Annotated in this window: 23 protein-coding genes; 14 read left to right on the forward strand and 9 right to left on the reverse strand. The window is 68.9% G+C overall.

Features of this window, described 5'->3' with window-relative positions; genetic code table 11:
• Positions 1-113 precede the first annotated feature (113 nt).
• Positions 114-1,982, forward strand: a complete 1,869-nt coding sequence (gene cobT / locus C9E82_RS18705; protein ID WP_119900325.1) for a cobaltochelatase subunit CobT — start codon at positions 114-116, stop codon at positions 1,980-1,982.
• Positions 1,983-2,079: 97 nt separating this feature from the next.
• Here the strand turns inward: cobT and C9E82_RS18710 are convergent, their stop codons facing one another.
• Positions 2,080-2,928 carry an NAD-dependent epimerase/dehydratase family protein gene (locus C9E82_RS18710; protein ID WP_122449359.1) on the reverse strand — a complete coding sequence of 283 codons (849 nt, stop codon included), beginning with the start codon at positions 2,926-2,928 and terminating at the stop codon, positions 2,080-2,082.
• 34 nt (positions 2,929-2,962) lie between these two features.
• A complete protein-coding gene (locus C9E82_RS18715) occupies positions 2,963-3,838 on the reverse strand; it encodes a glycosyltransferase (RefSeq protein ID WP_122449355.1) in 876 nt (291 codons plus the stop codon).
• 143 nt (positions 3,839-3,981) lie between these two features.
• Between C9E82_RS18715 and C9E82_RS18720 the strand changes: the two genes are divergently transcribed.
• From C9E82_RS18720 to C9E82_RS18755, 8 genes are all read left to right on the forward strand, one after another.
• Positions 3,982-5,361: an FAD-binding oxidoreductase gene (locus C9E82_RS18720; RefSeq protein WP_119899420.1), complete on the forward strand. Its 1,380-nt coding sequence runs from the start codon at positions 3,982-3,984 to the stop codon at positions 5,359-5,361.
• A gap of 73 nt (positions 5,362-5,434) precedes the next feature.
• Positions 5,435-5,704 carry a hypothetical protein gene (locus C9E82_RS18725; protein ID WP_147482373.1) on the forward strand — a complete coding sequence of 90 codons (270 nt, stop codon included), beginning with the start codon at positions 5,435-5,437 and terminating at the stop codon, positions 5,702-5,704.
• Positions 5,705-5,890: 186 nt separating this feature from the next.
• Complete coding sequence (locus C9E82_RS18730; RefSeq protein ID WP_119899424.1) at positions 5,891-6,691, forward strand: glycoside hydrolase family 25 protein; 801 nt, start codon at positions 5,891-5,893, stop codon at positions 6,689-6,691.
• Complete coding sequence (locus C9E82_RS18735; RefSeq protein ID WP_119899426.1) at positions 6,664-7,326, forward strand: CPBP family intramembrane glutamic endopeptidase; 663 nt, start codon at positions 6,664-6,666, stop codon at positions 7,324-7,326. Before C9E82_RS18730 ends, C9E82_RS18735 begins: the two co-directional genes overlap by 28 nt.
• A 60-nt stretch (positions 7,327-7,386) precedes the next feature.
• Positions 7,387-9,162: an aspartate--tRNA ligase gene (gene aspS / locus C9E82_RS18740; RefSeq protein ID WP_119899463.1), complete on the forward strand. Its 1,776-nt coding sequence runs from the start codon at positions 7,387-7,389 to the stop codon at positions 9,160-9,162.
• Positions 9,163-9,238: 76 nt separating this feature from the next.
• Positions 9,239-10,606 (forward strand): DUF1800 domain-containing protein, encoded by a 1,368-nt coding sequence (locus C9E82_RS18745; protein ID WP_240643610.1) that lies wholly within the window; start codon positions 9,239-9,241, stop codon positions 10,604-10,606.
• A 7-nt stretch (positions 10,607-10,613) separates the two neighbouring features.
• Entirely contained in the window at positions 10,614-11,789 is a 1,176-nt protein-coding gene (locus C9E82_RS18750) for a DUF1501 domain-containing protein (protein ID WP_119899465.1), read from the forward strand.
• 24 nt (positions 11,790-11,813) lie between these two features.
• Positions 11,814-12,602: a GNAT family N-acetyltransferase gene (locus C9E82_RS18755; protein WP_119899430.1), complete on the forward strand. Its 789-nt coding sequence runs from the start codon at positions 11,814-11,816 to the stop codon at positions 12,600-12,602.
• On the opposite strand, the gene C9E82_RS18760 is transcribed toward C9E82_RS18755, so the two are convergent.
• Positions 12,556-13,290, reverse strand: a complete 735-nt coding sequence (locus tag C9E82_RS18760; RefSeq protein WP_183154115.1) for a response regulator — start codon at positions 13,288-13,290, stop codon at positions 12,556-12,558. The genes C9E82_RS18755 and C9E82_RS18760 overlap by 47 nt on opposite strands.
• 132 nt (positions 13,291-13,422) lie before the next feature.
• Here C9E82_RS18760 and mce point away from each other — a divergent pair, with 132 nt between their 5' ends.
• Positions 13,423-13,827 (forward strand): methylmalonyl-CoA epimerase, encoded by a 405-nt coding sequence (mce, locus tag C9E82_RS18765; protein ID WP_119899432.1) that lies wholly within the window; start codon positions 13,423-13,425, stop codon positions 13,825-13,827.
• Positions 13,827-14,096: a DUF1467 family protein gene (locus C9E82_RS18770; protein ID WP_119899435.1), complete on the forward strand. Its 270-nt coding sequence runs from the start codon at positions 13,827-13,829 to the stop codon at positions 14,094-14,096. Before mce ends, C9E82_RS18770 begins: the two co-directional genes overlap by 1 nt.
• On the opposite strand, the gene C9E82_RS18775 is transcribed toward C9E82_RS18770, so the two are convergent.
• The gene (locus tag C9E82_RS18775) at positions 14,053-14,769 is read right to left on the reverse strand and encodes an EI24 domain-containing protein (RefSeq protein ID WP_119899437.1); all 717 of its coding nucleotides are present in this window, start codon (positions 14,767-14,769) and stop codon (positions 14,053-14,055) included. The genes C9E82_RS18770 and C9E82_RS18775 overlap by 44 nt on opposite strands.
• Complete coding sequence (locus tag C9E82_RS18780) at positions 14,766-15,338, reverse strand: nitroreductase family protein (RefSeq protein ID WP_119899439.1); 573 nt, start codon at positions 15,336-15,338, stop codon at positions 14,766-14,768. Before C9E82_RS18780 ends, C9E82_RS18775 begins: the two co-directional genes overlap by 4 nt.
• 104 nt (positions 15,339-15,442) lie before the next feature.
• Here C9E82_RS18780 and C9E82_RS18785 point away from each other — a divergent pair, with 104 nt between their 5' ends.
• A complete protein-coding gene (locus tag C9E82_RS18785) occupies positions 15,443-15,697 on the forward strand; it encodes a DUF167 domain-containing protein (RefSeq protein ID WP_119899470.1) in 255 nt (84 codons plus the stop codon).
• Here the strand turns inward: C9E82_RS18785 and C9E82_RS18790 are convergent.
• Positions 15,694-15,939, reverse strand: a complete 246-nt coding sequence (locus C9E82_RS18790) for a hypothetical protein (RefSeq protein WP_119899441.1) — start codon at positions 15,937-15,939, stop codon at positions 15,694-15,696. The genes C9E82_RS18785 and C9E82_RS18790 overlap by 4 nt on opposite strands.
• A gap of 171 nt (positions 15,940-16,110) precedes the next feature.
• Between C9E82_RS18790 and C9E82_RS18795 the strand changes: the two genes are divergently transcribed.
• Both C9E82_RS18795 and C9E82_RS18800 read left to right on the forward strand, forming a co-directional pair.
• Positions 16,111-16,848 (forward strand): M48 family metallopeptidase, encoded by a 738-nt coding sequence (locus tag C9E82_RS18795; protein ID WP_119899443.1) that lies wholly within the window; start codon positions 16,111-16,113, stop codon positions 16,846-16,848.
• Positions 16,849-17,159: 311 nt separating this feature from the next.
• The gene (locus C9E82_RS18800) at positions 17,160-17,522 is read left to right on the forward strand and encodes a hypothetical protein (protein WP_183154116.1); all 363 of its coding nucleotides are present in this window, start codon (positions 17,160-17,162) and stop codon (positions 17,520-17,522) included.
• Positions 17,523-17,595: 73 nt separating this feature from the next.
• On the opposite strand, the gene ilvN is transcribed toward C9E82_RS18800, so the two are convergent.
• From ilvN to C9E82_RS18815, 3 genes are all read right to left on the reverse strand, one after another.
• Entirely contained in the window at positions 17,596-18,156 is a 561-nt protein-coding gene (gene ilvN / locus C9E82_RS18805; RefSeq protein WP_119899445.1) for an acetolactate synthase small subunit, read from the reverse strand.
• 69 nt (positions 18,157-18,225) lie between these two features.
• Complete coding sequence (locus C9E82_RS18810) at positions 18,226-19,980, reverse strand: acetolactate synthase 3 large subunit (protein ID WP_119899448.1); 1,755 nt, start codon at positions 19,978-19,980, stop codon at positions 18,226-18,228.
• 168 nt (positions 19,981-20,148) lie between these two features.
• Positions 20,149-20,982, reverse strand: a complete 834-nt coding sequence (locus tag C9E82_RS18815) for an arginyltransferase (RefSeq protein WP_119899450.1) — start codon at positions 20,980-20,982, stop codon at positions 20,149-20,151.
• Between the last annotated feature and the right edge of the window lie 96 nt (positions 20,983-21,078).

Here is a 21,078-nt window from a genome sequence, read left to right on the forward strand (position 1 = left end):
GGCAGGGCCGCACAGGGGGCGTGCGAATCTGCGCGCGGGCCCCGCAAAACCGGCGGCGGGGCCCGCCGCGACCCCTTGCCCCGCGCAGGCGGGAATGATCTATGCTGTAGGGCATGAAGAATTCCGACAACCCCGCCGATCCGTTCAAGAAGGCCCTGACCGAGGCCACCCGCGCCCTGGCAGACGAGCGCGAGCTGAACGTGACCTTCAGCGCCGACCCCTCGGGGGTGACGGGCGACACGATGCGCCTGCCGCAGGTCAGCCGCCGGATGACGCGGGACGAGATCCTGCTGGCGCGCGGCACCGCCGATGCGCTGGCGATGCGGATGCGCCATCACGACGCGGCGACCCATGCCCGCTTCGCGCCCTCGGGGCCGATGGCGCGAGAGCTTTACGAGGCGATGGAGACCGCCCGCTGCGAGGCGCTCGGCGCGCGCGACATGCCCGGCGCGCTTAGCAATATCGACGCCCGCATCGGCGCCGATGCCGAGAAGAAGGGCTATGCCCAGATCAAGGCCGCGTCCGATGCGCCGCTGTCGGTGGCAGCGGGCTATATCCTGCGCCAGGCGGCCACCGGGCGCGAATTGCCGCGCGGCGCGCAGCATGTCGCCGATCTGTGGCGCCCCTTCGTGGAACAGCAGGCCGGCGAGACACTGGCCGATGCGCAGGCGGTGCTGGCCGACCAGGCGGCCTTCGCGCGGCTGGCGCGGCGGGTGATCAGCGACCTGGGCTATGGCGACCAGCTGGGCGAGGACCCGGACGAGCCCGACCAGGACGATGGCGAGGAAAACGCCGAGCAGGAGGAAGAGGCCGGCGACAACCAGTCCCGCGACCAGGACGACGGCGAGGACGCGGAATCCTCGCCCGAGCGGTCGCAGGAACAGCAGCAGGACGAGCGCCAGGCCCAGGTCAGCATGGACGACCAGTCCGACGAGCTGCTGACCGACGAGGCCGAGATGCCCGAGGCCGAGACACCGCCGGACCTGCCCCCGCCGGTCAGCGAGGCCTCGCCCGACTACAAGGTCTTCTCGCAGCAATGGGACGAGGAGATCCGCGCCGAGGACCTGGCCGACCCGGCCGAGCTGGAACGGCTGCGCGCCTATCTGGACAAGCAGCTGGAACCCCTGCGCGGCGCGGTCTCGCGCCTGGCCAACAAGCTGCAGCGCCGGCTTCAGGCGCAGCAGAACCGCAGCTGGGAATTCGACAAGGAAGAGGGCGTTCTGGACGCGGGCCGCCTGGCGCGGGTGGTGGCGAACCCGACCACGCCGCTCAGCTTCAAGGTCGAGAAGGATACCGAGTTCCGCGATACGGTGGTGACGCTCTTGATCGACAATTCGGGCTCGATGCGCGGCCGGCCGATCTCCATCGCCGCGATCTGCGCCGACGTGCTGGCCCGCACGCTGGAACGCTGCTCGGTCAAGGTCGAGATCCTGGGCTTCACCACCCGCGCCTGGAAGGGCGGGCAGGCGCGCGAGGCCTGGCTGCAGGCCGGCCGCCCCGCGCAGCCGGGCCGGCTGAACGACCTGCGCCACATCATCTACAAGGCCGCCGACGCGCCCTGGCGGCGGGTGCGGCCGAACCTGGGCCTGATGATGAAGGAAGGCCTGCTGAAGGAGAATATCGACGGCGAGGCGCTGGAATGGGCCCACAAGCGGCTGGTCCGGCGGGCCGAGGCGCGCAAGATCCTGATGGTGATCTCGGACGGGGCGCCGGTCGATGATTCGACCCTGTCGGTGAACCCGGCCAACTATCTGGAAAAGCACCTGCGCGACGTGATCGCCATGGTCGAGCGCAGACGGGCGGTCGAGCTGCTGGCCATCGGCATCGGCCATGACGTGACCCGATACTATGAACGCGCGGTGACCATCACCGATGCCGAGCAGCTGGCCGGCGCCATCACCGAGCAGCTGGCGGCGCTGTTCGACAGCGACCCGAGAAAGCGCGCGCGCGTTCACGGGATGGCGCCACTCCGGCGCGCGTGATCCCGCGTCCCGCGACCGCCGGGGGCTGTCTGCCCCCGGACCCCCGAGGATATTTTTAGGACCAAAGCAGGAGCGGAGGCAGGCTTGCTTTGGTCTTTCAAATATCCTCGGGGGGTGCGGGGGGCGAAGCGCCCCCGCTGTCCAGCAGGTCCGGCAGGGTGCGGCGCAGGCCGGGAAACCCGCCGGGTTGCCAGCCCATCGAGTGCAGTTCCTTGCAGCGCGGCACGCACAGCGCAGATGCGTCGGCGCGCTCCGGCAGGGGGTGGGGGCAGTCGGTCAGGGCCGCGACCATCCTCAGCAGGTCTCGGCGGTCCAGGATCAGGTCGCTGGCATTCACCGTCGCCGGCGGGGCGGGGTGGGCAAGCAGGAGCAGCACCGCCTCGGCGAGGTCGGCGCCGTGGATCTCGGTTGCGACGCGGGGGGTGACGGGCCTGCCGGCGAGGTAATCGGCGAAGAGGCCCTGCCACTTGTTCGCCCGGCCGGGACCGTAGATGCCGGTCGCGCGGATCGCGGTCGTGGCCAGCGGCAGGGCGGCCAGATGCGCCTCGGCCAGCGCCTTGACCTCTCCGTAGAGATTGGCGGGGCGGGGCGGCAGGTCGTCGAGCAGGGCCGTGCCCGCGGGCCAGCCGTCATGGACGGCGCGCGAGGACATGAACAGGATGCGCGACAGCCCGGCGGCGGCCGCCTCGTCGAAGAGCCGGATCGAGCCGTCCAGGTTGGCGCTGCGGAAGCCCTGCGGATCGTCGCCCTCGCCGCCGCGATAGCGGCCGGGCGCATGGGCGAAGGCGCAATGGATCAGCGCGTCATGGCCGCGCAGCTCGGCGGGCAGGCCCAGGCGCCAGCCGTCGTCGCGGCCGAGCGCGGTGACCTGGTGGCCGGCGGCGCGGGCGGCGCGCAGGACGAAGCCGCCGACGATGCCGCCGGCGCCGGTCAGCGCGATTCGCAGGGGGCGGGGCCGCAGGGGGCGGGGCGGCATCGGCTCAGGCGGCGGGGCGGGCCTGCGCCGCCAGGTCCGGCACCGGCAGACCCGAGGCGATGGCCCGCCACAGATCGATCAGCGGGCGCAGCAGATGCGCCTTGTCGTGGTCCTGCCAGGGCTTCTCGTACTGGTAGTGCAGGATGCGGATGTCCTGCCAGCTCCACAGCTCGGGCATGTTGATCCAGACATACTGCAGCATGTTGTGATGGATCGACAGCCCGTGCCAGTCGGGGAAATAGTCCTGCAGGAAGGTCTGGTCGGTGCGCCGCCAGAAGGCGCCGGGCTGGTCCAGCCGGGCCAGCATGTCGCGGAAGGTGCGCGGATCGGGACGGGCCGAGAAGACGCCGGAATTCATCCGGTGGAAGCCGTCCAGCCCGTCATAGACATTCGGCGCGGCGCAGAATTCCGGCATCTGGAACAGCTTGCCGACATCGCGCAGCACGATCGCGTCGGCATCGATGAAGACGCAGCGGTCGTAATCCAGCTGCCACAGCCGCAGCTTGATGAAATTGTCCAGCGGCGTGTGGAAATCGGGCTTGCCCCCGCGGGTGAAGGCCGCGCGGGCATGCAGCGCGCCGCGAGCATGGGCGCGGTCGAAACCCTCCGAGGTCGGCAGCAGGTCGGCGGCGATCAGCCGCGCGCCCAGGGCCCGCAGCCGCGCCAGCTGCCCCGGCGCCAGGCCGCGATGCATGACGGCCAGGTCCGCGCCGGTCCCGGTCAGCTTCAGCGAGCGCAGCAGCGCCTCGGCGCCCGGCAGGTAGTCGGGATTGGTCACCAGCGTGACATAGGCATGGTCGGCTTTCGCGGGGGTTTCGGGGCGCAGCCCCTCGGCGGTCCGTGAGGCGGCCGGAAGGCGGGAAATACGCGAGGAATGCATTTATCGCAGCGTCCTGATGTTCAATCCTGCGGCACTGGGCGCCAGGCTATGGCGCTTTCGTGAACCGCTGATGACAGAACGCCGGGGGCTTTGCCTGGTTTCATCGGGCCGCTAGATATCGGGGGACAAGCAAAGGATTGCCCATGAGCCTGAATCCCGATCTCGCCGCCCGCCTGGGCGCGCTGCTGCAGGACCGCCTGTCGCTGGCCACGCCCGACCTTGTGCAGCACGCCCATTCCGAAAGCTTCCACAATGCGCCGCCCCCCGATGCCGTCGCCTGGCCGGTCAGCGCCGAGGAGGTCTCGGCCATCCTGGCCGCCTGCGCCGAGGCCGGGGTGCCGGTCGTGCCCTGGGGCACCGGCACCTCGCTGGAGGGGCATGCGCTGGCCACCCGCGGCGGGGTGACGCTGGACCTGTCGCGCATGGACCGCATCCTGGAGGTGCGGCCGGGCGACATGCAGGTGACGGTGCAGCCCGGCGTCACGCGCGAGGCGCTGAACACTGAATTGCGGACCACGGGGCTGTTCTTCCCGGTCGATCCCGGCGCCAATGCCAGCCTTGGCGGCATGGCCTCGACGCGGGCCAGCGGCACGACCGCCGTGCGCTATGGCACGATGCGCGACAACGTGCTGGCGCTGGAGGTGGTGCTGGCCGACGGCCGCATCATCCGCACCGGCACGCGGGCGGCGAAATCCAGCGCGGGCTACGACCTGACCGGGCTGTTCGTGGGCGCCGAGGGCACGCTGGGGATCATCACCGAGCTGACCCTGCGCCTGCATGGCCAGCCCGAGGAGGTCGCCGCCGCCGTCTGCGCCTTCGACACGCTGGACCATGCCGTGGAATGCGTCACCGCGACGATCCAGTCGGGCATCCCCATGGCGCGGATCGAATTCGTCGATGCCGCTTCGGCCCGCGCCTTCAACCTGCATTCCGGGGCGGGCCTGCCCGAGACGCCGCATCTGATGGTCGAGTTCCACGGCTCGCCCGTGGCCGTGCGCGAGGATGCCGAGGCCTTCGGCGCGCTGGCCGGGGAATTCGGCGGGCAGGGCTTCGACTGGGCCAGCAATACCGAGGATCGCGCCCGGCTGTGGCGGATGCGGCATGGCGCCTATCACGCCAGCTTCGCGCTGCGTCCCGGCGCGCGGGGCATCGTCACCGATGTCTGCGTGCCGATGTCGGAACTGCCCGCCGCCGTTGCCGCCGCCGTGGCCGATATCGAGGCGGCGGGCCTGGTCGGCCCCATCGTCGGCCATGTCGGCGACGGCAATTTCCACACGCTGCTGCTGGTCGACCCCGAGAACGCCGCCGAGATCGCCGCCGCCAAGCAGGTCGCCACGCGCATGGCCGAACGCGCCATCGCGGTCGGCGGCACCATCTCGGGCGAGCATGGCATCGGCGTGGGCAAGCGCGGGCTGATGGCCGCGCAGCATGGCGAGGGCTGGCAGGTCATGGGCGCGATCAAGGCGGCGCTGGACCCGCGCGACATCCTCAACCCCGGCAAGCTGGTGCCCGACCGGAACTGAGTGCGGATTGCCGCAAGGGAACCCATGCGCCCCCGCGGCCGTTGATTCCGCAGCGGTTTCAAGGAGGCCCATGATGTCCCATAACGACAACGTCCCCGAACGATCGGCCTGGCGCCACCGCCCGGCGCTGATCGCCATCGTCGTGGCGCTGGTGGTGGCGGCGCTTGCCTTCCTCGTCTTCATTCCGGGTTCGCCCGAAGACGACGGCATCGCCACCACCCCGCCGCCCGCCGGCACCACCTCGACCGAGGCGGAAGGCACCGAGGATCCGGCAACGGCGCCCGTCGTGCCCGAACCCGTCGAGGGCACGGTGCCCGAAGGCGAAACGGCGCCGGCAGACTGACCGGCAGACTGACCGGGCGAACCATCCGGTTCGGAACAGCAGGAACGGCCCCGCGCGCGGGGCCGTTTCGCATCGCCTCCTGACGCTATCGTGACCTTGACGGCCCGGTGACTTTCGCTCACGGCTTTGCGATAAGCGAGACAAAGTGCGGCAAGCACGGTGAATCAGGCAGGATTCGGGGGCAGGATGCGACTTCTTCAGAAGATCATGATCGGTGTGTTGCTGGTGGCCCTCGCGGCCTGCGCCAGAAATCCCGTGCCGGGCGGCCCCGGCGGTTTCGGGCCAAGTCCCGGCCCCGGCGCCAATCCGCGGCTGGGCGATTCGCGCCCCCATGAATGGCGCAACGGCCATCCCTATGGCCACGCGGTCCACGGCATCGACGTGTCGCGCTGGCAGGGCGACATCGACTGGGGGCAGGTCCGCAATGCCGGGATCTCTTTCGCCTTCATCAAGTCGACCGAGGGCGGCGACCACGCCGATCCGAACTTCATGCGCTACTGGCGCGAGGCCGCGCAGGCGCGCATCCCGCGCGGCGCTTATCACTATTACTATTTCTGCCGCACCGGGGCCGAGCAGGCGGCGTGGTTCATCCGCAACGTCCCGCGCGAGGCGGGCTCGCTGCCGCCGGTCCTGGACCTGGAATGGACCAATTCCCGCACCTGCCCGCGCCGTCCGCCGCCCCATGAGGTCAAGCGCGAGGCGAATGTCTTCCTCGACATCGTCGGCCGCCATTACGGCCAGCGCCCGATCATCTACACCACCGTCGATTTCTACCGCGACAACCAGCTGGGCGACATGCGGGCGGAATTCTGGCTGCGTTCGGTCGCCGATCACCCACGTATGATCTATCCGGGGCAGCGTTGGGCCTTCTGGCAATATACCGGCACTGGTATCGTGCCTGGGATTCGGGGCAATGTGGACCTGAACGCTTTCGCCGGAAGCTCTGCGGATTGGCAGCGATGGTTGCAGACACGACTGACGCGGTAAGGCCGCGTCCCTGGCTCTGGGCCGAATTCGCGGCGCTCTATGTGGGGGCGCCGCTGGCCATCGCGCTGTTCATGCCCGGCCACATGCTGTTCGAGGCGCTGGCGGTCTTTTCCCTCGCCGGGCTGTGGCTGTTGTGGCGCACCGGCGGCTTCGGCTGGCATTCGCTGGTCAGCGGCTGGGGGCGGATCCGCTGGGTCGAGGTGCTGGGCATCGCCGTCGCGACGCTGGTCGCGGGCGTGGTGATCCTGCAGGTCTCGAATCCGGGGCGGCTGTTCGACATCCCCCGCAACCGCCCCGACATGCTGGTGCTGATCTGGACCCTCTATCCGCTGCTGTCGGCCCTGCCGCAGGAACTGATCTTCCGGCCGCTGTTCTTTCACCGCTACGGCGCGCTGCTGCCGGTGGGCCATGGCGCCATCGCCGCCAATGCGGCGGTCTTTTCCTTCGCCCACCTGATGTACTGGTCCTGGATCGTGGCGCTGATGACTTTCATCGGCGGCTGGTTCTTCGCCCGCGCCTATCTGCGCCAGGGCTTCCCCTCGGCCTGGCTTCTTCACGCGGTGGCGGGAAACATGCTCTTCGCCGTGGGGATGGGCTATTATTTCTGGTCCGGCAACGTGGTCCGTCCCTTCTGAGCGGTTGACTTCGCCGCGCCGTCGCGCTTCATGCGGGGCCTGAACAACCGGGGACCGATCATGCACGCCTATCGCAGCCATACCTGTGGCGACCTGACCGCCGCCAATGCCGGGGAAACCGTCCGCCTGTCGGGCTGGGTTCACCGCGTTCGCGACCACGGGGGCGTGCTGTTCGTCGATCTTCGCGACCATTACGGCATGACGCAGGTGCTGGCCGACAGCGACAGCCCCGCCTTCGCCGCGATGGAGAAGCTGCGCGCCGAGACGGTGATCCGCATCGACGGCCGCGTCAAGCTGCGCGACGCATCGCTGGTCAACCCCAAGCTGCCCACCGGCGAGATCGAGGTCTACGCGACCGAGCTGGAGATCCTCGGCCCCGCCGACGAGCTGCCGCTGCCGGTCTTCGGCGACCTGGACTATCCCGAGGAAACCCGGCTGACCTATCGCTTCCTGGACCTGCGCCGCGAAAGCCTGCACGACAACATCATGCTGCGCTCGCAGGTGGTGCGCAGCTTGCGCAACCGCATGTGGGACCAGGGCTTCACCGAGTTCCAGACCCCGATCATCACGGCGTCCTCGCCCGAGGGCGCGCGCGACTTCCTGGTGCCCTCGCGCCTGCATCCGGGCAAGTTCTATGCCCTGCCGCAGGCGCCGCAGCAGTTCAAGCAGCTGATCATGGTGGCGGGCTTCGACAAGTATTTCCAGATCGCCCCCTGCTTCCGCGACGAGGATCCGCGCGCCGACCGCTCGCCCACCGATTTCTACCAGCTGGACATGGAAATGTCCTTCGTGGACCAGGAGGACGTCTTCGCCGCCATCCAGCCGGTCATCCAGGGCCTGTTCGAGGAATTCGGCAAGGGCCGCCCGGTCGATCCCGACTGGCCGCGCATCCCCTATGCCGAGGCGATGCTGAAATACGGCAGCGACAAGCCCGACCTGCGCAACCCGATCGAGATGCAGGTGGTCAGCGACCATTTCCGCGGCTCGGGCTTCGCGATCTTCGCGAAACTGCTGGAACAGGACGGCACCGAGGTCCGCGCCATTCCCGCGCCGGGCGGCGGGTCGCGCAAATTCGCCGACCGCATGAACGCCTTCGCGCAGAAGGAAGGCCTGCCCGGCATGGGCTACATCTTCTGGCGCAAGGCCGAGGATGGCAGCACCGAACCCGCAGGCCCCATCGCCAAGGCCCTCGGCCCCGAGAAGACCGAGGCGATCCGCCTGCAGCTGGGCCTGGGGATCGGCGACGCGGCCTTCTTCCTGGGCGGCCGCCCCGAGCAGTTCGAGCCCGTCGCCGGCCGCGCCCGCAACGAGATCGGCCGCGAGCTGGGCCTGACTGTAGAGGACCAGTTCAAGTTCGCCTGGATCGTCGATTTCCCGATGTATGAGAAGACCGACGAGGGCCGGATCGACTTCAGCCACAACCCGTTCTCGATGCCGCAGGGCGGTCTTCAGGCGCTGGAGGGCGATCCGCTGGCGGTCAAGGGCTTCCAGTATGACCTGGCCTGCAACGGCTACGAGCTGGTCTCGGGCGCGATCCGCAACCACAAGCCGGAAATCATGTTCAAGGCCTTCGAGCTGGCGGGCTATCCGGCAGCCGAGGTCGAGAAGCGTTTCGGCGGCATGGTCAAGGCCTTCCGCTATGGCGCGCCGCCGCACGGGGGTTGCGCCGCGGGGATCGACCGGATCGTGATGCTGCTGGCGGATGAGCAGAACATCCGCGAGGTCATCATGTTCCCGATGAACCAGCGGGCCGAGGACTTGATGATGGGCGCGCCGTCCGAGCCTGCCAACGAACAGCTGCGCGAATTGCGCCTGCGGGTCTTGCCGAAAGAGTGAACTGACATCGTCCCGCGCGTCGTGCCATACATCCTGCGGGGCGCACGGTCCCCGCAGCGGAACAGATGGTGCGATCATGGTTGCCTATCCCGAACTCGCGGCGATCCGGCTTGGCTTCGGCCTGTCGCCGCTGATCCCCCCGCCCACGGATGCGGCGGCGGTGCTTGCCTCGGTCGCAAGCGCGGCCCCCGACGCGCATGCCGTGCGCACGCAGGATTTTCGCGAAGCCACCATCGCGCGGGCCGAACTGGTCCAGAAGGCCAGGGACGGCGACGAGGCCGCCCGCCAGGAGGCGCAGCGCCAGCGCGACGAGGTGGTCGAGCGCAACGGCCATGCCGTCCAGCGCCGCTTCGCCCGCGCCGTCGGCGATCCCGCCGGTTTCGGCGAAAGGCTGGTCCAGTTCTGGGCCGACCATTTCACCGTTCGCGGCGGCAATCCGTTCCAGATCCTGCTGGCCAATGCCTTCATCGACGAGGCGATCCGGCCGCATCTGAACGGCCATTTCGCGGACCTGCTGTTCGCGGCGGATACCCATCCGATGATGCTGGGCTATCTGGACCAGAACAGCTCGGTCGGGCCCCGCTCTCGGTCGGCGCGCAACCGGCCCGACCGCAAGCTGGGCCTGAACGAGAACCTCGCCCGCGAGATGATCGAACTGCACACGCTGGGGGTCGACGGCGACTATGGCCAGCGCGACGTGCGGCAGCTGGCCAAGCTGCTGACCGGGCTGCGCTTCAATGCCCGCCGGGACGAGATCTTCCTGCCGCAGCTTGCCGAGCCGGGCGCCGAGACGGTGCTGGGCAAGAGCTATGGCGGCGATGGCGAGGCCGATCTGGGCGATATCCGCGCGGCGATGACCGACCTGGCGCTGCATCCCTCGACGGCCGAGCATCTGTCGCGCAAGCTGGTGGTGCATTTCGTCGATGACGACCCGCCAGAGGATCTGGTGCGCCGCCTCACCGCCGCCTGGCAGGACAGCGACGGCCATCTTCCCGCGCTCTATGCCATCCTGGTCGAGGCGCCGGAGCTGGAGACCCATTTTCGCAAGAAGGTCCGCCAGCCGTTTGATTTCATTGTCGCATCCGTGCGCGCACTTGGCCTGACCGGCGACGATGTCCTGGGGTTGGAGCTGACGAAGGCGCGCAACTGGCTGCAATATCCGATGACCGGGATGGGCCAGCGCTGGGGGATGCCGGTCGGCCCCGACGGCTGGCCCGAGGGCGCCTCCAGCTGGGCGACGCCGCAGGGCCTGGCGGCGCGGATCCAGTGGTCGCTGCGCTTCACGCCGCGCCTGCAGCCCGACCTGCCCCAGCCCGAGGCCTTCCTTGCCGCGGCGCTCGGCTCGACCGCCTCCGAGGCGCTGCAATGGGCGGTGCCCAAGGCGGAAACCGCCCGCGAGGCGGTGATGATCGTCCTGGCTTCGGCCGATTTCAACAGGAGGTGAGCCCGTGCTGAACCGACGCCTGTTCCTGAAATCCAGCGCGCTGATCGGCTGCTCGGCGGCGGCGCATCCGCTGCTGAACTCGATCGCCTTCGCCTCGGCGCCGGGCGAGAACCGGCTGGTCGTGATCATCCTGCGCGGGGCGATGGATGGCCTGGACGCCTTCCAGCCTTACGGCGATCCGAACCTGCGGGCGCTGCGCCGGACGATCTCGACCGGGCCCGAGGACGGGGCGCATGACCTGGACGGCTTCTTCGCGCTGCATCCGGCGCTGTCGCCGCTGCTGCCGCTGTGGCGCAGCGGCGAGATGGGCTTCGCGCCCGCCGTCTCCACGCCCTATCGCGACAAGCGCAGCCATTTCGACGGGCAGGACATGCTGGAGGCCGGGACCGGCACCGATCTGGGCGAGGGCAGCCAGCGCGACGGCTGGCTGAACCGGCTGCTGCAGCAGATGCCCGGCGTGCAGTCCGAGACCGCCTATGCCGTCGGCGTCGAGGAGATGCGGATCCTGTCGGGCGAGGCGCCCTCGATGAGCTGGGCGCCGGAACTGCGGCTGGAGTTGAGCCCGCAGGCGCAGATGCTGCTGGAGCGCGTCTATCACGACGACCCGCTGTTCCAGGCCGCCGGGGCGCAGGCGATGGAGATCGCCTCGATGGAGATCGGCGGCGAGAAGGAAGAGGGCGGGCCGACCCGCGATGCCCGCGCGCTGGCCCGCTTCGCGGCCGACCGCCTGAACCAGGAAACCCGGATCGCCAGTTTCTCGCTGCCGGGCTGGGACAGCCATGCCCGCCAGCCGCAGGTGATCTCGCGCGCGCTCGAACGTCTGGCCGATGCGATCCTGACCCTGCGCGACGGGCTGGGGCGGAACTGGTCGCGCACCACGGTGCTGGCGATGACCGAATTCGGCCGCACCGTGCGCGAGAACGGCTCGGGCGGGACCGATCACGGCACCGGCGGGGCGATGCTGATGGCCGGGGGCGCGGTGCGCGGCGGCAAGGCGCTGGGGCGCTGGCCGGGGCTGGGCGAAGGCGATCTCTATGCCGGGCGCGACCTGATGCCGGTGCGCGACATCCGCGCCTATGCCGCCTGGGCGCTGCGCGACCTGTTCGACGTTCCGCGCGACCTTCTGGAGACGGCGGTGTTTCCGGGGCTCGACATGGGGGGCAATCCGCGCATTCTGGCCTGAGGCGAAACGGGCGGAGGGATCGCGATGCCAGGCAGCGTGACGGGCGAGGGGGCCTTGCTGGGGCCGAAGGTCACGGGCTTCACCATCCCGCCCGCGCCGGGACTGCCGCTGATCGAGGCGCCCTGGGCGCGGCTGGAGCGGCTGGACCCCGCGCGCCACGGCGCGGCGCTGCATGATGCGGTCGCGGGCCATGACCAGCTGTGGGACTATATGGGCCAGGGTCCCTTCGCGGATGCGGCGGAGTTCGGGCACTGGCTGGAAGATGCCGCGGCCGGCGCGGATCCCTGCTTCTATGCGATCGTCCCGGCAGACGGGCTGGGCGGGGCGCTTGGCCATGCCGCCTTCATGCGCATCGATCGGCCGATGGGGGTGATCGAGATCGGGAACATCCTGCTCAGCCCGGCCCTGCAGCGCAGCCGCACGGCCAGCGCCGCCCTGATGGCGATGATCGGCTGGGCCTTCGGGGCGGGCTATCGCCGCGTGGAATGGAAATGCAACGCCCTGAACCTGGCCTCGCGCCGCGCCGCCATGCGGCTGGGTTTCGGCTTCGAGGGGGTGTTCCGCCAGCACATGATCGTGAAGGGCCGCAACCGCGACACGGCCTGGTTCGCGATCACCGATGCCGACTGGCCGGCGCTGAGCCGCGCCTGGGCGGCCTGGCTGGATGCGGCGAATTTCGACGCCTCGGGCCGGCAGCGGCAAAGCCTGTCGGCGCTGACGGCGGCTGCCCTGCCGGATCGGATCGCCGATCCGCTGCCCGCGATCCCTACATCTCGGCCACCGAGGCCAGGCGGTCCTGGACCAGCCCGCTGATCCGGGCCAGGTCGGCGGCCAGCGCGCGCCCGGCCTCGTGGTCGCGGGCCAGCGCCGTCGCGGCGGATTCCAGCGGCGCGTCATGGGCGGAACGCGCCACCCCGGCCAGGAAGCGGGCGATATATTCGATCGCCGCCGTGTCCTGCGAATTGGCCAGGATCTCGGCGACATGGGCGAGGTCGTCGCGCAGGCCCGACGGGTCGGGCTGGATCACGTCGTCGGGCAGCGCCCGCAGCCCGAGACCCCGCGCGCCATCGGGCAGCGCCGACAGGATCGTCTGCTGGAACAGCGCCAGGCTCTCGACCGGCTTGGCCAGGAAGCCGTCCGCCCCCGCCGCCATGGCCGCGGCCTGCGCATCCGGATCGCCCGACATGCCCAGGACGACCGGCACCCGCGGCTCGGCCCGGGCGATCTGGCGGATCAGCCCGGCGCCGTCGCCGTCGGGCAGGCCCAGGTCGACGATCACCACCGCCGGGCGATAGGTCTGCAGATGGCGCGCGGCCGAACGCAGGCAGTCCGCCCGCCGGATCCGCGCGCCCGAGCGCAGGCAGAGCAGCCGCACCGCCTCGCTGGCGAAACGCGAATCCTCGACCACCAGCAGGGTCAGCCCGGTCAGCGGACGGCCCGGCAGCGACATCCGCCACAGCGGCAGGGCCTCTTGCGGCTTGGTTCCGACTTCTGTCAGCATCTGTCATCCCTCATCGAATCGATTGCTTCGGCCAGTAAAGCGGGCTTTCCCTAAGAAGCGGTTAATCCGGTCCCGCTTTCGCTTTCCCTTTCGGCCGGCAGGGCCTAAAACGCCGGGCAAACGGAGGATGACATGATCGGACGTCTGAACCATGTGGCCATCGCGGTGCCGGACCTGAAGGCAGCCGCCGCGCAATATGAAAACACCCTGGGCGCGAAGGTCGGTGCCCCCCAGGACGAGCCCGACCATGGCGTCACCGTCGTCTTCATCGAATTGCCGAACACCAAGATCGAGCTGCTGTTCCCGCTTGGCGAGGACAGCCCGATCAAGGGGTTCCTGGACAAGAACCCCTCGGGCGGCATCCATCACATGTGTTTCGAGGTCGAGGACATCATCGCCGCCCGCGACCGCCTGAAATCCGAGGGCGCGCGCGTGCTGGGCAGCGGAGAGCCGAAGATCGGCGCCCATGGCAAGCCGGTGCTGTTCCTGCATCCCAAGGATTTCAACGGCTGCCTGATCGAACTGGAGCAAGTCTGATGAACCTGACCGGCGCCGTCGTCCTCTATGCCTCGATCTGGTTCCTGGCGCTTTTCGTGGTCATGCCGATCGGCCAGCGCAGCCAGGCCGACCTGGGCGAGGTCGTGCCCGGAACGCCGCCCGGCGCGCCGGGCAGGCTGGCATGGAGGCGCAAGCTGCTGCTGACCACGGGGATCACGACGGTGCTGTGGGGGATCATCGCCTGGCTGATCCTTGGCGGGATCGTCACCCGCGCGCATATCGAGAATCTGGACCATCTGATCCGCTGATCAGGTGGAACAGATGGGTGAAGGCCGCCGCCGCCAGCAAAGGCACGGCGATGTTCACCAGCGGGATCGACAGCGCCACCGCGACCAGCGCGCCGGCCAGCGTCACCTGCCCGGCATTGGCCTGGCGCAGCGCCGTGGCGGCGGCGCCGTCCATGTGCCGCCGCGCCGCCATCTGGAAGAATTCGCGCCCCAGAAGCCAGCCATTCGCGCCGAAGAACAGGATCGGCGTCAGCGGCCCGGCGAAGGGTGTCAGGATCAGCGACACCACCGTCACCAGCAGCACCGCCGCGACCACGGCCAGCGATTCCAGCACCCCGTCCAGGAAATCCGGCGCCCGGCCCCGGCGGGCGGGATAGTGGATGTCCTCGACCCGGTCGGCGACCTGATCGGTGAAAAGCCCGGCGAAACCCGCCGCGACCGGCGCCATCAGGAAGATGCCCAACAGCGGGAACAGCGCCAGCGCCCCCCAGGACAGCGTGTCGCCCAGGTCGATCCTGCCGATCCAGGGCAGCGTCGCCTCGCCCGGCACGAAATGCCGGATCAGCCAGAAGATCAGCGCCTGCAGCGCCAGGAACAGCAGCAGCGTCAGCCCCAGCCCGGCCAGCACCAGCGACAGGATGCGCGGGCGCAAGAGGTCGGCCCAGCCAAGCGCGAGGGCGCGCAGGACGGTCATTCCAGCCAGCTGGTCTTGGCGGCGATGTCGGGGCGGGGACGCTCGGGCGGGGTGGCGCCGCGGGTGCCGATATGGACCAGCCCGGCCACGCGCTCGTTCGGCCGCAGGCCCAGATGCGCCTCGGCAAAGCCCCGGTCCAGCGCCGCGAAGCCCGTCAGCCAGGCCGCCCCCCAGCCCGAGGCCAGCGCCGCATTGACCAGCCCCAGGCAGACCGCGCCGGCCGACAGGACCTGCTCCCATTCCGGGACCTTCCCGCTGTCCACCGGCGAGGAGATCACCGCGACGATCAGCGGCGAGGCGAAGGCCGAGGCGGATTTTTCCGCTGCCGCCGCGTCCTGGCCCGCCGCCAGCACCTCTTGCCGCAGGATCGGTTGCAGCCGGTCCAGCGCCGCGCGCTCCAGCACCAGGAAGCGCCAGGGCTCCAGCTTGCCGTGGTCCGGCGCGCGGGCGGCCAGGGTCAGCAGCTGGAGAAGCTGGTCGCGATCCGGGGCGGGGCCGGTCAGCAGCTTCGGCGGATGCGACCGGCGCGAGGCCAGGAAATCCAGCACGGCGTCATTGCGGTAGTCCATCGGCGTCTCCTTCGCATCGGGCCCGCATGTTTTCCCAGAGCGCGGGGCGGGGTGCAAGCGGTCAGCCCTTGCGCCGGGCCGCCCCGCCCGCGATCATCCGCGCCATGAGCGATCCCGACCTGTCCCATCTTGCGCGCGAGGGCGCGCTGATCGCGCTTCGGGTCACGCCCAGGGCGCGGCGCAACGCGATCACCCTCGAGGGCGAGCTGATCCGCGCCCACGTCACCGCCGCGCCCGAGGACGGCAAGGCCAACCAGGCGGTGATCCGGCTGCTGGCGAAATCGCTTGGCGTCGCGAAGTCGCGGCTGACGCTGCTGCGCGGCGCGACCTCGCGCGACAAGGTCTTCCGGCTGGACTAGCCCTGCTTCTCGATGCGGTAATTGCCCTCGGGCAGGTTCAGCGCCAGGCGCAGTTCGGCCAGCTGATGCATGGTGAAGGTGACGCGATTGACCTCGTCCCCGTCGGGGCTCATCTGCTCGATCACGACGCGGTCGTCGAAGGTCAGGATCACCACATCCTCGTTCAGCGGCCGGCTCTGGGGCTCGGCCTCGTCGATCAGGGTGATGACGGTGGCGTCGAAATCATGCTCGATTGTGAACATCGGGTTCTCCTTCGCTGATCCCGACAATCGCGTGAATGAGAGGACGGGGCAAGCGCTGGGGGTTTGCGCCCGCATTTGCGCCGCATTAGAATGGGCCCTGAAAGCGCGGAGCAACCGCGTCCAGGCGATGGGGAACGGGCAGTGTCGGGCAGAGCGAATGCGATACGGCGGATGGGCGGCGTCCTGGCAGGGGCGGGGCTTGCCCTGCTTGCGGCCTGCGCGCCGATGCCGCAGGGGCCCGTGGGCGCGCCGCCGCCGATGCCCGAACCCGCGCCCGGCTTCACCACCACCAACACGCCCGAGGCCGCGGCCCGCAACTTCATCGGCGTGATGCAGCGGATGGAGCCCGCGGTCGAGCGCGAATGCCTGCAGCGCCGCACCCAGCCGATCAATTGCGACTTCCAGTTCGTGGTCGACGACCGGCCGGGGCAGGACATCAACGCCTTCCAGACCATCGACAATACCGGCCGCCCGGTGATCGGCTTCACCCTGCCGCTGATCGCCGCGGCCCGCAATGCCGACGAGATCGCCTTCGTCGTCGGCCACGAGGCCAGCCACCACGTCCTGAACCACCTGGAGCGCAAGGCGGGGGCGGCGACGGCGGGGGCGGTGATCCTGGGCAGCATCGCCTCGGTCTATGGCAGCAATTCCTCGGCGGTGGATACCGCGCGGCGAATCGGCGCCTCGGTCGGGTCGCGCTACTATTCGAAGGACTGGGAGCTTCAGGCCGATTACCTGGGCGCGATCATGACGCTGAACGCGGGCTTCGATCCGATCAACGGCGCCCGCTTCTTCGAGCGGATTCCCGATCCGGGCGATCATATCCTGGGCACCCATCCCTCGCGCGCGGCGCGGATCCAGCAGGTCCAGCGCGCGGTCGCGGACGTGCAGGCGGGACGGGTGCGCTGAGCCGGAACCAGGCCGCGCCGATTCCGCCCCAAGCCACCCGCAGCATCCGGTAAAGGTAAGGAAATCATCCTCTGGCGAGCCAGGACGAACTGTGGCAATTGTGCAATTCGTCTGGGTATTTTGGCGCGTTTTGGTTGTGTTAACCTGACCATCTCAACTGCCGGTGCAAAAAATAGCCGATGCCGGGACAAAAAGTACTAGCCTGTCGGCGGTTTTTTGCTTTAGTCAGTTAACAATGCACATAAACAAACTGTTGAGTTGACAAGTTTCCGGCGAGGTTCCGCGCCATGACGACAAGGAAAGGTTCGCCTATGATCGGCGTGATTGTATGGAGCAGCGAAGCCCGCGAAAAAGCCGTGATCTGGTGCGAGGACCAGGCCTCGCTGGCCTATCTGCAGGGACGCATCAGCCTGGCCGATCCGATGCGCTGGCCCGAACCGGGCGATCTTGTCGAACTGGAATGCGAAACGATCGGCGCGCTGCGCCATGCCCGGCAGGTCGCACTGCTGTCGGAACAAAGCTGCCCGGAACTGCCCCGGCTGCTGGGCCAGCAGGCCGAATCGCGCCCCGAAACCCATCTGAAGCTGGTCGTCTCGCGCGATGAGACGGGCGAGGCCGCCGAGTGCGGTCAGCACGCCGTCGCCCGCGCCGCGCGAATCAGCGCCGCCGGCTGATCCCGCCCGCCAGACTTGCAGGAAAAACGGCCCGCCGTCTCCTCACGGCGGGCCCTTTCCGTTTCGCCGGCGCTCAGGCGCCCCGCGACAGGGCCGCCACGCCGGTGCGGGCCAGCTCGCTCAGACCCAGCGGCCGCATCAGCTCGGCGAAGGCATCCAGCTTGCCGGGCGCGCCGACCAGTTCGAAGATGAAGCTCTCCAGGCTCGAATCGACGACATTGGCGCGGAAGATCTCGGCGATGCGCAGCGCCTCGACGCGCTTGTCGCCCTGTCCGCGCACCTTGAACAGCCCCAGCTCGCGCTCGACCGAGGGGCCCTCGACGGTCAGGTCGTGGACGTCATGGACCGGCACGATCCGGCCCAGCTGCGCCTTGATCTGCTCGATCACCGCCGGCGTGCCGCGCGTCACCATGGTGATTCGCGAGCGGTGGCCGGTATGGTCCACCTCGGCCACGGTCAGGCTGTCGATATTGTAGCCGCGCCCGGAAAACAGCCCGATCACCCGCGCCAGCACGCCCGGCTCGTTCTCGACCAGGACCGCCAGCGTGTGGCTTTCCTCAAGCTGCGCATTCGGGTCGCGCAGGTCATAGGCCGAATGGCTCGACGCGCCCTTCTGGATGTTCAACGCATTCATCGCTCCGCCTCTCTTCTTCGTTGCGGAAAATACCCTGGGGGTGCGGGGGCAACGCCCCCGCCGCCGCGATCAGACCAGCACCGCGCCTTCGGACTGGATCGCGCCCTCGGTCTCGGCCTCGCCAAGCAGCATCTCGTTATGCGGCTTGCCCGAGGGAATCATCGGGAAGCAGTTCTCGTGCTTCTCGACCAGCACATCCAGGATGAACGGCCCGTCATGGTCCAGCATCGCCTGGATCGCCGCGTCCAGCTCCTTGGGATCGCGGACCTGCGCACCGCCGCAGCCGAAGGCCTCGGCCAGCTTGACGAAGTCGGGCAGGCTGTCGGACCAGCTCTGGCTATAGCGCTCGCCATGCAGCAATTGCTGCCATTGCCGCACCATGCCCAGGCGCTCGTTGTTCAGGATGAACTGCTTGACCGGCAGGCGGAACTGCACCGCGGTGCCCATCTCCTGCATGTTCATCAGCCAGCTGGCATCGCCCGCGACATTGATGACCAGCGCGTCCGGGTGCGCCATCTGGACGCCGATGCTGGCCGGCAGGCCATAGCCCATCGTGCCCAGCCCGCCCGAGGTCATCCAGCGGTTCGGCTGGTCGAAATGCAGGTATTGCGCCGCCCACATCTGGTGCTGGCCGACCTCGGTGGTGACATAGCGGTCGCGGCCCTTGGTCAGCGCCTCCAGGCGTTGCAGCGCATGCTGCGGCTTGATGATCTGGTCGCTGCCCCGGAAGGCCAGGCAGTTTCTGGTCTTCCAGCCCTCGATCTGCTCCCACCATCTGCCGAGCGCGTCGCGGTTGACCTTGCGGCCGCGGGATTTCCAGATTTTCAGCATATCCTCCAGCACATGGCCGACATCGCCGACGATGGGGATGTCGACATGGATCACCTTGTTGATGCTGGAAGGGTCGATGTCGATATGCGCCTTGACCGAGCCGGGGCTGAAATCGGCAACCCGGCCGGTGATGCGGTCGTCGAAGCGGGCGCCGATATTGATCATCAGGTCGCAGCCATGCATCGCCAGGTTCGCCTCGTAGAGGCCGTGCATCCCCAGCATCCCGATCCAGTTCCGCCCCGAGGCCGGGTAGGCGCCCAGCCCCATCAGGGTCGAGGTGACCGGAAAGCCCGTCGCATCGGCCAGTTCGCGCAGCAGCTGGCTGGCGCCGGGGCCGGAATTGATGACCCCGCCGCCGGTATACAGCACCGGACGCTCGGCCCGCTCGATCAGCTCGACCAGCCGGGTGATCGCGGCGATGTCGCCCTTGCGCGCCGGCTGGTATTGCGCCGGCTCGACCTGTTTCGGCCCGACATATTCGTCGGTGGCGAATTGCACGTCCTTGGGAATGTCGACCAGCACCGGACCCGGACGGCCCGAGGTGGCGACATGGAAGGCCTTGTGGATCGTCTCGGCCAGCTTCGCGGTGTCCTTGACCAGCCAGTTGTGCTTGGTGCAGGGGCGGGTGATGCCGACCGTGTCGGCCTCCTGGAAGCCGTCGGTGCCGATCATGAAGGTCGGGACCTGGCCCGACAGGACGACCAGCGGGATCGAATCCAGCAGCGCATCGGTCAGCCCGGTGACGGCATTGGTCGCGCCGGGCCCCGAGGTGACCAGGACCACCCCCGGCTTGCCGGTGGAGCGCGCATAACCCTCGGCCATGTGGACCGCGCCCTGTTCGTGGCGGACCAGGACATGGGTGATGTCGTTCTGCTGGAAGATCTCGTCATAGATGGGTAGTACCGCCCCGCCCGGATAGCCGAATACGGTATCGACGCCCTGATCCCTCAGCGCTTCGACCACCATTCTCGCACCCGTCATCGTTCGGGACATGTTCTCTACTCCATCAGGTAAATCCCGCGCATGACCAACCCGGCCACCGCGTCGGGGCAAACTATGCAGCCGCGTGAATATGGTCAATGGGGGTGCGCGGAGAAAATGACGCCAGGGCGCATGAAATTGAAATAATCTTTCGCGACTCGGGCTTCCGGGCCGCCCCGGTCAGCGGTCGAATTGCGGCAGGGCGATGCGGGCGACCTGTTCGACGATCGGATCGACCGACAGCGGATGGGCCTCGTCATTGTGATCCTGCGGGTTGCCGATATCCTGCCAGACCCCGCCCTTGTAGATCTCCAGCGCCGAGAACCGCGCCTTGTAGTCCATCTTGCGGCTGCCGGGCACCCAATAGCCCAGGTAGACATAGGGCAGGCGGGCGGCGCGGGCGATCTCGACATGGTCGAGGATGATATGGGTGCCCAGGCTGGCGGCCTCCTGGCCGGGCTCGTAGAAGCTGTAGACCAGGCTCAGCCCGTCATCCAGCACATCGGTCAGGCAGACGCCGGTCAGCCGGTCGTCGCCGCCATCCCCGCCATCCCCGGCGTCGCGGCGATATTCGATCACCCGCGTCTTGACCGGGGTTTCCTCGATCATCGCGGCGAATTCGAAGATGTCCATGTCGGCCATGCCGCCATCGGAATGGCGCTGGTCCAGATAGCGGCGGAACAGCTCGTATTGCTCCTCGGTCGCCCAGGCGCTGGTGGCCAGCCGCCGGATCGCCCGGTTGCGCCGCAGCAGCCGCCTCTGGGTGCGCGAGGGCCGGAAATCCGCCACCCGGATCCGCGCCGACATGCAGGCCACGCAGCTTTCGCAGCTGGGCCGGTAGAGCACGTTCTGCGACCGCCGGAATCCCTGCCGCGACAGCGCGTTGTTCAGCTCGACCGCGTTGTCGCCCTGCAGCGCCGTGAACAGCTTGCGCTCGGCCCGGCCATGCAGATAGGGGCAGGGCTGCGGCGCCGTCACATAGAACTGGGGGGCATGCGGCAGGCTGTGGCGCATCACGCGCGGGCCTTGCAAGGGAAGGGCGGGTCGGATCTCATCATGCGGGCGTCGCGACTCCGGGATAGGTCGCCTTTTTGTTGAGCTGAAGCGAAG

It is taken from the genome of Paracoccus sigandri, from assembly GCF_003709565.1.
GTDB classification, from domain to species: domain Bacteria; phylum Pseudomonadota; class Alphaproteobacteria; order Rhodobacterales; family Rhodobacteraceae; genus Paracoccus; species Paracoccus siganidrum.